Here is a 13,854-nt window from a genome sequence, read left to right on the forward strand (position 1 = left end):
TTTCCTGATTGATGATGGATCGGCCATTATTCGGCGATCTTTAATCAAAAGGAGGCTAAATGATGTCAACGCTACCTTCGTTGGGGTTTGCCGGAATCGGACTGATGGGGCTGCCGATGTGCCGGCGTCTGCTGGCGGCGGGTTATCCGCTGACCGTGTGGAACCGCAACCCGGCCAAGTGCGCGCCGCTGGTGGAGGCGGGTGCCCGGCAAGTCGCGACCCCGGCCGAACTGTGCGGGCAGGCCGACGTGGTGATGCTCTGCCTGGCCGATACGGCAGTGGTCCGCGAGGTGGTGTTTGGTCCGGCGGGTGTTGCTGAAGGCGCAAAGAACGGTCAGTTGCTGGTGGACTTTTCCAGCCTTGAGCCGACGGCGACCCGCGAGATGGCAGCAGAACTGGCGCAAAAGACCGGCATGGCCTGGCTCGACTCACCGGTGTCCGGCGGCGTCGTTGGTGCGGAGGCCGGCAGCCTGGCGATCATGGTCGGTGGTGATGCCGCAGATCTTGATCGTGTGCGCCCGGTGCTGCTCACCCTCGGTCAGCGCGTCACGCACATGGGCGGGATCGGCGCCGGCCAGGTGACCAAGGCCTGCAATCAAATGATCGTTGCCTGTAATGCGCTGGTGATTGCCGAAGTGGTCGCGCTGGCCGAACAGTCCGGGGTCGACGCCAGCCTGATTGCCGAGGCGCTGGCCGGTGGTTTTGCCGATTCGAAGCCGCTGCAGATCCTCGCCCCACAAATGGCCGAAAGCCGTTTCGAACCGGTGAAATGGCACGTGCGCACGCTGCTCAAGGATCTCGATACGGCGGTGAAATTTTCCCGAGAAGTCGGCTCGGCCACGCCGATCAGCGGATTGGCCGCACAACTGATGCGCCTGCATGGGGCGCAGGGCTTTTTGGAGAGAGATCCATCGACACTGGTGAAAATGTACCGCGAGCCAGCGTCAGCGGATTGACCGGGTGGGCGTGTTTGCGCTGATTGATCTCTTCGAGGACCGGGCGCAGTTCGTGCAGCGGCACCGGACGGCTGAGCAGGTATCCCTGAATGAAGTCGCAGCCGGAACGCTCGAGGAATTCGTATTGCTCCAGGCTTTCCACGCCTTCGGTGACCACCTGCAAGTGCAGGGTGTGGGCCATGACGATGATCGCCTGGACGATTTCCATGTCGGCGGTGGCCTTGGGAATGTCGAGGATGAACGAGCGGTCGACCTTCAAGGTGTTGAGCGGCAGACGCTTGAGATAGGCCAGGGACGAATAGCCGGTGCCGAAGTCATCGATCGACAGCGACACGCCCAGGGCGCGGATCTGCCGCAACAGCACCAGCGTATTGGCGATGTTGCCCATCAGGGCGTTCTCGGTCACCTCCAGCTCAAGGCGTTCAGGGGCGACGCCGGCGCTGCGCAAGGCGCGTTCGATTTCATTGGCCAGTTCTTCCCGGGCCAGGTTCAGGGGTGAGCAGTTCCAGGCGATCTTCAGGTCATCGCAGCCGTGGCGCGACAATTCACCCAGGTCTTCGCAGGCTTTGCGCAGCACCCAGTTGTCGAGCTCGGCGATCAGACCGTTGTTTTCGGCGATGGCGATAAAGCGATCCGGGGTCAGCAGGCCATGTACCGGATGCTGCCAGCGAATCAGTGCTTCGAGCTTGGTGACCTTGCCGGTCTTCAGTTCAAAGATCGGCTGGTAATACAGCATCAACCCGTTCTCTTCGCGCAGGGCATGGCGCAGTTCTTCCTCCAGTTGCAGTTCCAGGCTGGCGCGGTTTTTCAGATTGGAATCGAAAAAGTGCACGCCGTTGCGCCCGGCACCCTTGGATTGGTACAGCGCCAGGTCCGCGTGCTTGAGCAGTTCATCGCAGGTGGTGCCGTCTTCGGGAAACAGGCTGATGCCGATGCTGGTGGTCATCACCATGCGCCGCCCGGCCAGTTCGATCGGCTCCTTCATTTTGAGCATGATGCGCTGGGCCAGGTTGCGGGCTTCTTCGCGGTCACGCAGGCCGATGAGGATGCAGAACTCATCGCCGCCGAAACGCGCGACCACGTCTTCATGGCCACGTACCGAACCTTTGATGTGTTGGGCGATGACCTTGAGCAATTCGTCACCGGCGTCATGACCGAGGCTGTCGTTGATGCGCTTGAAGTGGTCGATGTCGAGAAACATCACCGCGAGCATGCCGCCCTCGGTGGATTTCTGGCTGAGTTTTTCGGCAAAGAGCTGGTTGAAGCCGCGACGATTGATCAGGTTGGTCAGGGCGTCGTAATTGGCAGCCTGTTGCAGCGACATCCGCGCCTGATCGAGCTGGCTGAGCAACATGTTGACCCGGCGCAGGTCTTGCTCCTTGTTCTGCAGTTTCTTGTCGGCGAGTGCGGCGCTGATGGCGCTGCCGAGGATCAGCAGGGTGATGAAGGCGACGGTGAGCCCCAGCTGCAGATGACTGGTTTCGGCCCTGAGGGTGGGAATGTTGCCCTCCGGCAGCACTAGGTGCAGCGCCGCCATGCCGGTGAAATGCATGCTGATGATGCCGGCCCCGAGAATCAGGGTGGCCACGTATTTGAGCATCTGGTTGTGCAGGCCGCTGCCTTCACGCAAGTTCCCGGCCACCCACAGCGCAGCGAAACTGGCACCGATGGCAATCAGGATCGACAGGCCGAACAGGGTCGGTTCGTAGTAAGCGGTGGCGGCGGACTGCATGGCGGCCATGCCGACGTAATGCATGCCGGCAATGCCCAGGCCGATGACGATGGCGGTCTTGAAGTATTGCAGCAGACTGGGCTGCGGTTCGCTGAGGGTGTGCATCGCCAGCCAGGAGGCCAGCACGGCGATCACCAGGGAAAACAGGGTAATTGCCAGGTCGTACTGGATGTCGATCGGTGTCTGGAACGCCAGCATGCTGATGAAATGCATGGCCCAGATGCCGCCGGCCAGGCAAGTGGCCCCGATCCAGCGCCAGAGCCTGCGCGATCCGGGGTCTTCGGCATGGCCGACGCGTTCCGCCATGTCGAGGGTGGCGAAACTCGCGGCACACGCCACCAGATAGGCGACCAGCACCAGCAAGGGGTTGTGTGTGCAATTGAGGATGACCTGCCCGCTCTCCGGCAGCTCGGCAACAAACTGCAAACCAAGCCACTCCATAGCATGCCCCGTCTCTGAGTGCTTCCTTACTGCGTCATCAACGCAGGCGAATGAATGCAGTATAGAGGCCGATTTCGGGGCGCAAGCCGTGGTGGCACATTGGTTCTAATGATTTTGGCATGAGCGCCATAGCGATTGGCGCTAAGGCTCAGGCGACCTCGTTCCAGTGCGGTTGCAACGGTGGCAGGCCGAAGCGGGCACGGGCCTTGTCACAGTCAATGTTCTGTTCACCGTTTTCCCACGACGCCTCGAACTCGCGGCAGGGGCTGGAGCGCTTGTCGTAGATCGTGCAATTCACGGCCTTTCCGACCTCGCCTTCCAGCGCGGTGCAGCGCGGCGCCTTGCGGTCGGTACCGATCATGGCGACCCGGCTGGGCGTGATCTGGGTGACCAGTTCATCAGGCACGGTTCCGCCGGAGGATGCGCATTCACCCCAGAAAAATGACACACGAAAATGGGAACAGCAGGCACCGCAATTCAGACACGGACTGACATCGGACATGGGAGGGGCATCAAAGGGATTGATCGGCTGGATCCGGACGGATCCGGCGGCCATTCTAGGCTTTGCCACGGCGTTGGGAAGGGGGGCGCGAAAGTATTTTTTCATTGCCGGATTTTTCCGCAAAACCCCCGGTTTTCGGGGGATTCGAGCCTTTTCAAGGGCTTACGTTTCGTTACAGTGCCATGGCTCCCTATCAGGCTGGCGAATGATCACAGACAGCCCCGACGGCCGTGACTAGATTGCAGGTTCCGGGCTCGGATGCGTCGGCAGTGAAGCCCTATAACAATAAAAGAGACGGACCCATGCAGAACTCGACCCAAGCGGCGAATGCCTGGCGCATTCTGTTCCTGTTGTTCCTCGCCAACCTGTTCAATTTCTTCGATCGCACCATCCCGGCCATCATCATCGAGCCGATCCGCATGGAATGGCACCTCAGCGACTTTCAGCTGGGGATCGTCGGAACCGCGTTCACTATCGTCTATGCCATCGCCGGCCTGCCGCTGGGGCGCATGGCCGACACCGGCTCGCGCAGCAAATTGATGGGCTGGGGGCTGGCGACCTGGAGCGCACTGACGGCAGTCAACGGCCTGGTCGGCAGTTTCTGGAGTTTCCTGTTGGTGCGCATGGGCATCGGCATCGGCGAGGCCAGTTACGCACCGGCGGCCAACTCGTTGATCGGTGACCTGTTCCCGGCCCACCGTCGGGCGCGGGCCATGGGGATTTTCATGCTGGGCCTGCCGTTGGGGCTGCTGCTGGCGTTCTTCACCATCGGTGCGATGGTCAAGGCGTTCGACAGCTGGCGTGCGCCGTTCTTCATCGCTGCCGTGCCGGGGTTGCTGCTGGCGGTGTTCATGTTCTTCATCAAGGAACCCAAGCGCGGCGCGGCGGAAACCGTGCAAGTGTCGCAAGAGAAAGTCGACAAGCCGATCCGCCGGGTGCTGGCGGTGCCGACGTTCCTGTGGCTGGTGCTGGCCGGGTTGTGCTTCAACTTTGCGACCTATGCCTGCAACTCGTTTCTGGTGCCGATGCTGCAGCGCTATTTCCTGATGCCGTTGCAGGAGGCGGCGGTGGCCACCGGGATGATCGTCGGGGTGACCGGCTTGATCGGCCTGACCCTGGGCGGCTGGATCGCCGACAAGATTCACCAGCGCGTGGCCAGCGGCCGGCTTTTGTTTGCGGCGTTCAGTCTGATCATCTCGACGGTGTGCACCGCCTGGGCGCTGCATGCCGGACGGATCGAGATCGGTGTGTTTGTCGCGGTGTTCAGTGTCGGCTGGCTGTTTGCCTATAACTTCTACACCTGCGTGTACACGGCGATCCAGGACGTGGTCGAACCGCGCCTGCGGGCCACGGCGATGGCGCTGTTCTTTGCCGGTTTGTACTTGCTGGGCGGAGGCTTGGGGCCGGTGGTGGTCGGTGGCTTGTCCGATCACTTTGCCCAGTCGGCCATGATTTCGGCGGGGGCCGAACAGATGACCGAAGCGTTCAAGGCTGTCGGCCTGCATGACGCGATGTACCTGATCCCGGTGGCGCTGTTCTTTACGATGGTGTTTCTGTTTCTGGCGTCGCGGTGTTTTGTGCGGGATGCGAAGCGAATGAAGGAGGGGTTGTCGGCGGTGGTGGAGCCGGATGGCGCAGCGGTGACTGCATAACCGCCTTCGCGAGCAAGCCCGCTCCCACATTCGACCGAATTTCCTCCTGAAGGAACCCGGCCAACTGTGGGAGCGGGCTTGCCCGCGAAGAGGCAATCAGCCGCGCAGCATAAATATCAGACAAACAAAAAGGCCCGCATCGCTGCGGGCCTTTCGTTTTTGGCGATGGAGCAGGGCGGTTTAGCCTGCGACCAGCACCCGGATCGCTTCGAGTCGCAGCGCAGCCTTGTCGAGCATGGCCAGGCCTTGCTCGCGCTGTTTGCGCAGGGCAACCAGTTCGCTGTCGCGTACGGTCGGGTTGACCGCCTGCAACGCGGTCAGGCGCGCCAGTTCTTCGTCGGTATCGGCTGCCAGACGACGGCGGGCCTCGGCCACGCGCTCGGCGTGACGCGGGGTGACCTTGTCTTCACCGGCGTTGATCCGTGGCGTCAACTGATCGCGCTGGGCCTGAATGAACTTGTTGGCGCTGGCGCGCGGCACGCTTTCCAGCTGATCGTTCAGGGTTTCGAACGCCACACGGGCCGACAGGTCGTTGCCGTTGGCATCGAGCAGGCAGCGCAGGGCGGCCGGCGGCAGGTAACGGCCCAGTTGCAGCGAGCGTGGCGCAACCACTTCGCTGACGTAGAGCAGTTCCAGCAGTACGGTGCCTGGCTTCAACGCCTTGTTCTTGATCAGCGCGACGGCGGTGTTGCCCATCGAACCGGACAGCACCAGATCCATGCCGCCCTGCACCATCGGGTGTTCCCAGGTGATGAACTGCATGTCTTCGCGCGACAGCGCCTGATTGCGGTCGTAGGTGATGGTCACGCCTTCGTCGTCGCCCAGCGGGAAACTGGCGTCGAGCATCTTCTCGCTCGGCTTGAGGATCAGGGCGTTTTCCGAGTGGTCTTCGCTGTCGATGCCGAACGCGTCGAACAGGGTTTCCATGTAGATCGGCAGGGCGAACTGATCGTCTTGCTCGAGGATGTCCTCGACCAGCGCGTCACCTTCGCCGGCGCCGCCGGAGTTCAGTTCCAGCAGACGGTCGCGACCGGTGTGCAGCTCGGCTTCCAGACGCTCGCGTTCGCTACGCGCCTCGTCGATCAGCGCTTGCCACTCGCCGTCGTCAGCCTCTTCCAGCAGCGGCAGCAGGCGCGGGCCGAACTGGTGCTGCAAGGCGTTGCCGGTCGGGCAGGTATTGAGGAACGCGTTCAGCGCTTCGTGATACCACTGGAACAGGCGCTCTTGCGGGCTGGTTTCCAGGTACGGCACGTGCAGTTCGATGATGTGTTTCTGGCCGATCCGGTCCAGACGACCGATCCGCTGCTCCAGCAGGTCCGGGTGCGACGGCAGATCGAACAGCACCAGGTGGTGAGCGAACTGGAAGTTGCGACCTTCACTGCCGATTTCCGAGCAGATCAGCACCTGCGCACCAAACTCTTCGTCGGCGAAGTAGGCGGCGGCGCGGTCACGCTCGAGGATGTTCATGCCTTCATGGAACACCGTGGCCGGGATGCCGGAACGCACGCGCAGGGCGTCTTCCAGGTCCATCGCGGTTTCGGCGTGGGCGCAGATCACCAGCACTTTGGTGCGCTTGAGCATTTTCAACTGATCGATCAGCCACTCGACGCGCGGGTCGAATTTCCACCAGCGTTCTTCTTCGCTGGCGTCCGGCTGGGCCTGGAAGCTGACTTCCGGGTACAGCTCGGCGTGATCGCCCAGTGGCAGTTCGAGGTATTCGTCGGGGCACGGCAGCGGGTACGGATGCAGCTTGCGCTCCGGGAAACCCTGCACGGCGGCGCGGGTGTTGCGAAACAGCACGCGGCCGGTGCCGTGGCGGTCGAGCAGTTCGCGCACGAGGCGGGCGCTGGCTTCGCTGTCGCCATCGTTGACGGCGGTCAGCAGGGCTTCACCTTCGTTGCCGAGGAAACCGTGGATGGTCTTGTGCGCTTCGGCCGAGAGGCGGCCCTTGTCCAGCAGTTCCTGAACGGCTTCGGCCACCGGGCGATAGTTCTCGCTTTCCGCACGGAAGGCGGCCAGGTCATGAAAACGGTTCGGGTCGAGCAGGCGCAGACGGGCGAAGTGGCTGTCCTGGCCGAGTTGTTCCGGGGTGGCGGTGAGCAGCAGCACGCCCGGGATCGTCTCGGCAAGCTGCTCGACCAAGGAGTATTCCGGGCTGACCTTGTCTTCGTGCCACACCAGGTGGTGCGCTTCGTCGACCACCATCAGGTCCCAGCCGGCGGCGAACAGCGCATCCTGGGCCTTTTCGTCTTCGACCAGCCACTCCAGGGCCACCAGGGCCAGCTGGGTGTCTTCGAACGGGTTGGAGGCATCGCTTTCGATGAAGCGTTCTTCGTCGAACAGCGCGACCTGCAGGTTGAAGCGGCGGCGCATTTCCACCAGCCATTGGTGCTGGAGGTTTTCCGGTACCAGGATCAGCACGCGATTGGCGCGGCCGGAAAGCAGTTGGCGATGGATCACCAGACCGGCTTCGATGGTCTTGCCCAGGCCCACTTCGTCCGCCAGCAATACCCGTGGCGCGATGCGGTCAGCGACTTCACGGGCAATGTGCAACTGGTGCGCGATCGGCTGCGCACGCACGCCGCCCAGGCCCCACAGCGAGGACTGCAACTGGCGGCTGGTGTGTTCCAGGGTGTGGTAGCGCAGGGAGAACCACGACAGCGGGTCGATCTGCCCGGCAAACAGACGGTCGCTGGCCAGACGGAACTGGATGAAGTTCGACAGCTGGGTTTCCGGCAGGGTGACGGCTTCGTTCTCGGCGTTCAGACCGTGATAGACGAGCAGGCCATCGGCATCCTCGACTTCGCGCACGGTCATCTTCCAGCCTTCGAAGTGAGTGATGGAGTCGCCCGGCGAGAATCGCACGCGGGTCAAAGGCGCATTCCTTAGCGCGTACTGGCGGGTTTCGCCAGTGGCCGGGTAAAGCACGGTCAACAAGCGGCCGTCCTGTGCCAGAACGGTGCCTAAACCAAGCTCTGCTTCGCTGTCACTGATCCAGCGTTGCCCCGGTTGATACTGCTGCGCCATGCTGCCTGACTCCCACCTTGAAAAAGCGGGCTATCTTAACGGAATGAGGCCCTGAGGCCAAAGGATTAGGCGTCGCGTACGGCTATTAAATGCCGACGGCCGACTGAGGGAAGATTAGGTCATGCGTCGGTTTCAGGAGCGCTGGCGGCACGATTGAGTGCCAACCCGGTCACAAGTTTTCGACCGATGGCTCAAGGCCCCGATGCCGCAGCCGATAGCCTGCTGACAGGAGACCCTTCATATGCTGCCACCGATGCTCCCCCTGAGCGCCGTGCCGATCACATCCCAGCAGGACCCGATCCGCCAGCGGCCGGACATTCCCCCGGTGGTGCCGGTGCAGGAAAGCTCCAACGAAAGCACCATCGACCTGCAAAAGCGCGATCCTGAAGAGGACGGTTATCTGTTGCGCGAAGAGCAGCGGCGCCAGCAGGAGCGTGAGCGTCGCAAGCGCGAAGCCGACGAAGATCCGGAAGAACACCTCGCCGTGCCGGGCACCGAACTCAATGCCGACAACACCGTGCCAGTGGTGCCGCTGATGGAAGACCAGCCGCGTCAGGGCTTGTGGGTCGACATCGAGATCTGAGGCTGCCCGACCACTGCGTCTTGAATACACGATTTGTTGTACGTCGATGGCTGGTCAGCGCCGGCGTGAGGCCGCATTATTGGCGCAGTCCTGTCGGCGATCCGGCAGTTGTGATTCAGTCCAAGCGATGCATCGAACGCCATGAGCCAAGACGACAAACTGATCGACCTCAGCACCGAACGCGCCAAGCGGGTTCACGACCTCAACGAAAAACGCCTGAATGAAGTGCGCAAGGCCTTCGAACAGGCCATGCCGTTGGGAAAACCGAAGAAAAAGTCGAAAAACAAACCGAAAAAGCGTTGATCTCCCCCTGTATCCGTTGATGCAGGTCAGTTATTTCCCTTCCTTTCCTCCGCACCTTGACCGGTATTGATCCCGGTCAATTCCTGCGCCTGCCTGATTGGTTAACTTAGCTCCATCGCAGCAAAGCAGGGGCCAGGAGGCCAGTCATGTTTTTCGATAACGTGGTGTTTGCCGGGGTTCTGACGGTGGGGCTCATGGTTCTGTTTTTTGCAGGGTTTGGATTTTTTATCTGGAAGGATGCGAATAAGCGCAAGAAGCCTTAGTTCTTCCGGGTTTGATGAGCACGCAAGGCATTTTGGGCAACTTCGGTTGCCCTTTTTTTTGTGTCTTGGCGGCCTTTGGGCCGACCATGCTTTGGGTGTTCTTTGTGAATATCCGTTTCTTTGGGTGTTGCCACTGGCGGTTTCGCCCTTACGGCGAGTCCCTTTTTCAGACGCCAAAAAGGAACCAAAAGGCTGGGCCCCGGCGTTCGGCACCTCGCTGAGGCTCGGCGTTCCTTCGTTCCGGGATTCATCCGGGGGCATCGCCTCCGGTTTGCTTCGCTGCACCTCCTCTCGATGTGTTCGACTTCGTCGAACGGCGCTACGCGCCCACCCCCGGATAAATCCCTCCACTCAGCCTGCCGATGGGGCCGGCACGTCAAAAGCGGTACTCGAGCTAACGCTCATTGTGTTGAGTGGTGAGAAGCGGGAAGCGAATGGGGGCTGCTTTTGCTTTTGATCGTTCCCACGCTCCGCGTGGGAATGCAGCCCGGGACGCTCCGCGTTCCATTTCTGAAGGCAACAAAAAAGGCGTGATCCTCTCGAATCACGCCTTTTTCATTACCACGATCTATCAGCTGCCCAGCGCCTTCGACGCCAGCCAGAACAAGCCGGCCGACAGGGCCACGGTGGCCGGCAGGGTCAGGACCCAGGCCAGCAGGATGGTTTTTACCGTGCCGCCTTGCAGGCCGCTTTTGTTGGCGACCATGGTGCCGGCCACGCCCGAGGACAGGACGTGGGTGGTGGACACCGGCAGGCTGAAGATGTTGGCCAGGCCGATCATGCTCGCTGCGGTGATCTGTGCCGACATGCCCTGGGCATAGGTCATGCCTTGCTTGCCGATTTTCTCGCCGATGGTCAGCACCACGCGTTTCCAGCCGATCATGGTGCCGAGGCCCAGGGCCAGGGCGACCGCCAGAATCACCCAGAACGGGGCGTATTCGGTGGTGGTGGTCAGGTCTTTGCGCAGTTTGTCCAGGTCGGCTTTTTCACGCGCTTCCAGGCCCGGGAGCTTGGCGACTTTCTTCGCGGTGTCGTCCAGGCAGAGCAGGTAGCGGCGCACTTCGATGCGGCTTTCCGCCGGCAGCGAGTGGTAGTCCGATACACCTTTGAGGGTGTGGAGCAGGGCGGAAATGGTCGGTTCGGTCTGCTGCGGGTTGCAGCGGAATTTCTCCGGCAGGTCGCCTTCTACGCTTTTGCCCAGGGCCAGGAATTCGCCAAGGGTGGCGGCGTTGCGCTGGTAGAACTGGCTCAGGTGCAGGGTTGCGTCGCGGGTGCGTTCGATCTGATAGGTGGTGCTGTTCAGGTCGAGCACGAACTGCGCAGGCACGATACCGATCAGGACCAGCATGATCAGGCCGATGCCTTTCTGACCATCGTTGGAGCCGTGCACGAAGCTCATGGCCATGGCGGACATCACCAGGACCAGGCGATTCCAGAAAGGTGGATGCTTCTTGTCGTCGATCTTGCGGCGTTGTTCCGGGGTCTTGTGCATTTTCGACAGCGGGCGCCACCACTTGAGGCCGATCAGCACCAGTGCGGCCACCAGGAAGCCAGCCATCGGCGAGAACACCAGCGAAGCACCGATGTCTATCGCTTTCTGCCAGTTCACGCCATCACCCAGCGGAATGTCGTTGATCAGGGCGTTGGCCAGGCCGACACCGAGGATCGAACCGATCAGGGTGTGGGAGCTGGAGGCCGGGATACCGAAGTACCAGGTGCCCAGGTTCCAGGCGATGGCGGCGGCGAGCAGCGAGAACACCATTGCCAGACCATGGCCGGTGTTCACGTTGATCAACAGTTCTACCGGCAGCAGGTGGACGATGGCATACGCCACGCCGACGCCGCCCAGCAATACGCCGAGGAAGTTGAACACGCCCGAGAAGAACACCGCCAGGTGAGGCGGCATCGCTTTGGTGTAGATAACAGTGGCTACCGCGTTAGCGGTGTCATGAAATCCATTGATGAACTCGAAGGCGAGGACAAATGTCAGGGCGAGCAGGAGGCTCACAAGCACCCAGGCATCCAGTCCGCTGAATAAATCGATCATGAAGGTTTTCTGACCCGGTCATAAGGGGGCGCGATTATGCCAGAAAAGACTGGAAATCGATCCCCTACCTGCTCATCGGTAACCGTCTTCGCCAAATTAATTTGTATCAAGGTGCATTGCCCGAGCTTTTTGCAGGGTTTTGCAAGGCCTTGATTCGATTGATAAAAATGCGAATAGCCGGCGGATCGGCCGGGGGGCGGAAGGGGGCAGAAGCGTGTATGAAATATCTGAGAAACGTGTCTGACATGCTCCAAACCTGTGCAATACAGGGGAGTCGGCCGCTGCCCGCGGGTAGCGGGCGCGCAAGGCGTCGTCAGTCCACCGTGCTTGTAACCCGGTGAGTACGCTGACCCTCGAAAGTCTCAAAGGAAGGCATCAAGGCTCTTCGGCTTTGAGTTCCTCTTCCATTTTTTTCAGTTCTTGCTGGAAGACCTGATCCTGAACGGTGGGGCGTTTACGCCAGGCTTTGCGTTCCGGTTCCGGTTGAGCGGCGTAGGTGGTGACTTCCCCGCCGTAAACTTCCTTGTAACGTTGTTCCTGGCGCTCAAGTTCCGCGCGCAGTTCGTCTTTCGTCACAGTGCTACCTGTATGAGTTGAGATAAATGTCTGGTGAAACGCACTGCAACGAATCGATTGAACCGGTTCGCCAACAAGACGCGGCCTGAACAGGCAGCGGTGTTATCGGCAGGGCGGTCAAGACTTCCATGTTACAGGCGGCTACGGCACCAGATTAAAACTGACGCAGCATCAGTTTCCTGTTTCAGCGAGCGCGCTGGCGGTGCATGGGTGATGATCATCAGGCGCTGGCCGGGGCTGAAGGCAATGGACATTACCTCAGCGAATGACGTCGACGGCCAATAAAAGTGCGACGCCATTGAGGTGCATTATAGCGGCCGATTCGGGATTGACTATCTTTGCCAAGTTAAAAACGGTTCCGGATGTGTGATTGTTTTGTGACTCGCAACTTTTACCGGTAGTTGCGTCGTTGTTTCCGGGTGTTGTGTTTCTGGCGTCATTTAGTCGATCAACTAAGGGGGCCGGGCGCATGAGTGATATCGCGTTGGAAACTTTACAGAGTCGCTGCATCCGGGGCGGAGGGCGCGTTTGCGATTATCGGTCGACGGTTCGATAATCGCCCGGTGTTGGCGATCTGGCGCTTGTGCATCTGTCTGCGAGCCGCTTGTATAGCCGTTGATCCGAACAAGAAAAAAGGACCTGACATGAACGATCAAATGCGCAATTCCTTCACCTCGGTAGCGCCGCCGATCGTCGCCTCGCCGGCCAAACGCATCCAGGCCCTGACCGGCGATCCGGACTTCATGACTTCCCTGGCCCGAGGCCTGGCCGTGGTCCAGGCGTTTCAGGAGCGCAAGCGCCACCTGACCATCGCCCAGATCAGCCACCGTACGGAAATCCCCCGCGCCGCCGTGCGACGTTGCCTGCATACGCTGATCAAACTCGGCTACGCCACCACCGACGGCCGTACTTATTCGTTGCTGCCCAAAGTGCTGACCCTCGGTCACGCCTATCTGTCTTCGACGCCGCTGGCGGTCTCCGCCCAGCCGTACCTCGACCGCATGAGCGAGCAACTGCACGAAGCCTGCAACATGGCCACCCTGGAAGGCGACGACATTCTTTACATCGCGCGCTCGGCCACCACCCAGCGCCTGATTTCGGTGGACCTGTCGGTGGGCGGGCGGCTACCGGCGTATTGCACGTCCATGGGGCGGATCCTGCTGGCGGCACTGGATGACACGTCGCTGCGTGAATACCTCGACCATGCCGAACTGGTGGCCAAGACCAGTCGCACGCTGCACACCCCCGAGTCCTTGCTCGAATGTCTGCAGGAAGTGCGGCAGCAGGGCTGGTGCATCGTCGATCAGGAACTGGAACAAGGCCTGCGTTCGATTGCGGTGCCGGTGTATGACGCTTCCGGCCAGGTGGTGGCGGCGCTCAACGTCAGCACCCACGCCGGTCGCGTCAGCCGTACCGAACTGGAACAACGCTTTCTGCCGGGTCTGCTGAGTGCCAGCCGCGACCTCAGCGCGCAGTTGTTCGCCTGATGAAGCTGTTCGATAAACGCACAGAGTTGCGTTTATCGAATTGACGCTAAAACCCCCGGATCATTAATGTCGCGGCAGCGTCATCCGGCGCTGTTGTGAATGAGCCCGCCGGATCGTCGACTCCCATAATAATGACAAGAGGCAACTTCCCATGCGCACGTTCCCCGACTGTCGCCGCTCCCGTTCCTGTTGCCGGTTTTAGCGCAACGCCTGATTCCCTCCTTATATGCTTGTGTCCGTGCCAGTCTTTGGCCGGTCGCCGTTCGACTGCGTTTTTTGCGTGGA

11 protein-coding genes are annotated in these 13,854 nt (G+C 60.9%); 6 read left to right on the forward strand and 5 right to left on the reverse strand.

From position 1 onward, the window contains the following. Positions 1–59: 59 nt before the first annotated feature. Entirely contained in the window at positions 60–956 is an 897-nt protein-coding gene (locus CAG02_RS09450; protein WP_170931580.1) for an NAD(P)-dependent oxidoreductase, read from the forward strand. Here CAG02_RS09450 and CAG02_RS09455 read toward each other — a convergent pair. Together CAG02_RS09455 and CAG02_RS09460 are read right to left on the reverse strand one after the other, a co-directional pair. Further along, positions 847–3,129 carry a bifunctional diguanylate cyclase/phosphodiesterase gene (locus tag CAG02_RS09455; RefSeq protein WP_085712962.1) on the reverse strand — a complete coding sequence of 761 codons (2,283 nt, stop codon included), beginning with the start codon at positions 3,127–3,129 and terminating at the stop codon, positions 847–849. The two genes, CAG02_RS09450 and CAG02_RS09455, sit on opposite strands and share 110 nt — an antisense overlap. Before the next feature lie 148 nt (positions 3,130–3,277). Then, on the reverse strand, positions 3,278–3,631 hold the full coding sequence (locus CAG02_RS09460) for a YkgJ family cysteine cluster protein (protein ID WP_085712963.1): 354 nt from the start codon (positions 3,629–3,631) through the stop codon (positions 3,278–3,280). 302 nt (positions 3,632–3,933) lie between these two features. Here CAG02_RS09460 and CAG02_RS09465 point away from each other — a divergent pair, with 302 nt between their 5' ends. Beyond that, the gene (locus tag CAG02_RS09465) at positions 3,934–5,283 is read left to right on the forward strand and encodes an MFS transporter (RefSeq protein ID WP_085712964.1); all 1,350 of its coding nucleotides are present in this window, start codon (positions 3,934–3,936) and stop codon (positions 5,281–5,283) included. Between the two features lie 180 nt (positions 5,284–5,463). Here the strand turns inward: CAG02_RS09465 and rapA are convergent, their stop codons facing one another. Beyond that, on the reverse strand, positions 5,464–8,310 hold the full coding sequence (rapA, locus tag CAG02_RS09470) for an RNA polymerase-associated protein RapA (protein WP_085712965.1): 2,847 nt from the start codon (positions 8,308–8,310) through the stop codon (positions 5,464–5,466). Positions 8,311–8,551: 241 nt separating this feature from the next. On the opposite strand from rapA, the gene CAG02_RS09475 reads away from it, so the two are divergent. The 3 genes from CAG02_RS09475 (at position 8,552) to ccoM (ending at position 9,459) form a co-directional block, all read left to right on the forward strand. Beyond that, a complete protein-coding gene (locus tag CAG02_RS09475; RefSeq protein WP_085712966.1) occupies positions 8,552–8,893 on the forward strand; it encodes an aspartate-semialdehyde dehydrogenase in 342 nt (113 codons plus the stop codon). Positions 8,894–9,034: 141 nt separating this feature from the next. Then, the gene (locus CAG02_RS29800) at positions 9,035–9,196 is read left to right on the forward strand and encodes a hypothetical protein (protein ID WP_167443762.1); all 162 of its coding nucleotides are present in this window, start codon (positions 9,035–9,037) and stop codon (positions 9,194–9,196) included. A 146-nt stretch (positions 9,197–9,342) separates the two neighbouring features. Next, a complete protein-coding gene (gene ccoM / locus CAG02_RS30130) occupies positions 9,343–9,459 on the forward strand; it encodes a cytochrome c oxidase subunit CcoM (protein ID WP_007959205.1) in 117 nt (38 codons plus the stop codon). A gap of 571 nt (positions 9,460–10,030) precedes the next feature. Here the strand turns inward: ccoM and CAG02_RS09480 are convergent. Next, positions 10,031–11,506: an inorganic phosphate transporter gene (locus CAG02_RS09480; RefSeq protein ID WP_085712967.1), complete on the reverse strand. Its 1,476-nt coding sequence runs from the start codon at positions 11,504–11,506 to the stop codon at positions 10,031–10,033. Between the two features lie 375 nt (positions 11,507–11,881). Then, positions 11,882–12,082, reverse strand: a complete 201-nt coding sequence (locus CAG02_RS09485; RefSeq protein WP_007957826.1) for a hypothetical protein — start codon at positions 12,080–12,082, stop codon at positions 11,882–11,884. A gap of 644 nt (positions 12,083–12,726) precedes the next feature. Here CAG02_RS09485 and pcaR point away from each other — a divergent pair. Continuing rightward, positions 12,727–13,569 carry a pca regulon transcriptional regulator PcaR gene (gene pcaR, locus CAG02_RS09490; protein ID WP_007963153.1) on the forward strand — a complete coding sequence of 281 codons (843 nt, stop codon included), beginning with the start codon at positions 12,727–12,729 and terminating at the stop codon, positions 13,567–13,569. Positions 13,570–13,854 lie beyond the last annotated feature (285 nt).

Source organism: Pseudomonas sp. R43(2017) (genome assembly GCF_002112345.1).
Classification (GTDB): Bacteria; Pseudomonadota; Gammaproteobacteria; order Pseudomonadales; family Pseudomonadaceae; genus Aquipseudomonas; species Aquipseudomonas kribbensis.

What these genes read in the sequence shown, in the direction of transcription:
- CAG02_RS09465 (WP_085712964.1), top strand. Translation starts at nt 3,934, where the DNA reads ATGCAGAACTCGACCCAAGCGGCGAATGCCTGGCGCATTCTGTTCCTG.
- CAG02_RS09480 (WP_085712967.1), bottom strand. Translation starts at nt 11,506, where the DNA reads ATGATCGATTTATTCAGCGGACTGGATGCCTGGGTGCTTGTGAGCCTC.
- CAG02_RS09475 (WP_085712966.1), top strand. Translation starts at nt 8,552, where the DNA reads ATGCTGCCACCGATGCTCCCCCTGAGCGCCGTGCCGATCACATCCCAG.
- CAG02_RS09460 (WP_085712963.1), bottom strand. Translation starts at nt 3,631, where the DNA reads ATGTCCGATGTCAGTCCGTGTCTGAATTGCGGTGCCTGCTGTTCCCAT.
- pcaR (WP_007963153.1), top strand. Translation starts at nt 12,727, where the DNA reads ATGAACGATCAAATGCGCAATTCCTTCACCTCGGTAGCGCCGCCGATC.
- CAG02_RS09450 (WP_170931580.1), top strand. Translation starts at nt 60, where the DNA reads ATGATGTCAACGCTACCTTCGTTGGGGTTTGCCGGAATCGGACTGATG.
- rapA (WP_085712965.1), bottom strand. Translation starts at nt 8,310, where the DNA reads ATGGCGCAGCAGTATCAACCGGGGCAACGCTGGATCAGTGACAGCGAA.
- CAG02_RS29800 (WP_167443762.1), top strand. Translation starts at nt 9,035, where the DNA reads ATGAGCCAAGACGACAAACTGATCGACCTCAGCACCGAACGCGCCAAG.
- CAG02_RS09455 (WP_085712962.1), bottom strand. Translation starts at nt 3,129, where the DNA reads ATGGAGTGGCTTGGTTTGCAGTTTGTTGCCGAGCTGCCGGAGAGCGGG.
- ccoM (WP_007959205.1), top strand. Translation starts at nt 9,343, where the DNA reads ATGTTTTTCGATAACGTGGTGTTTGCCGGGGTTCTGACGGTGGGGCTC.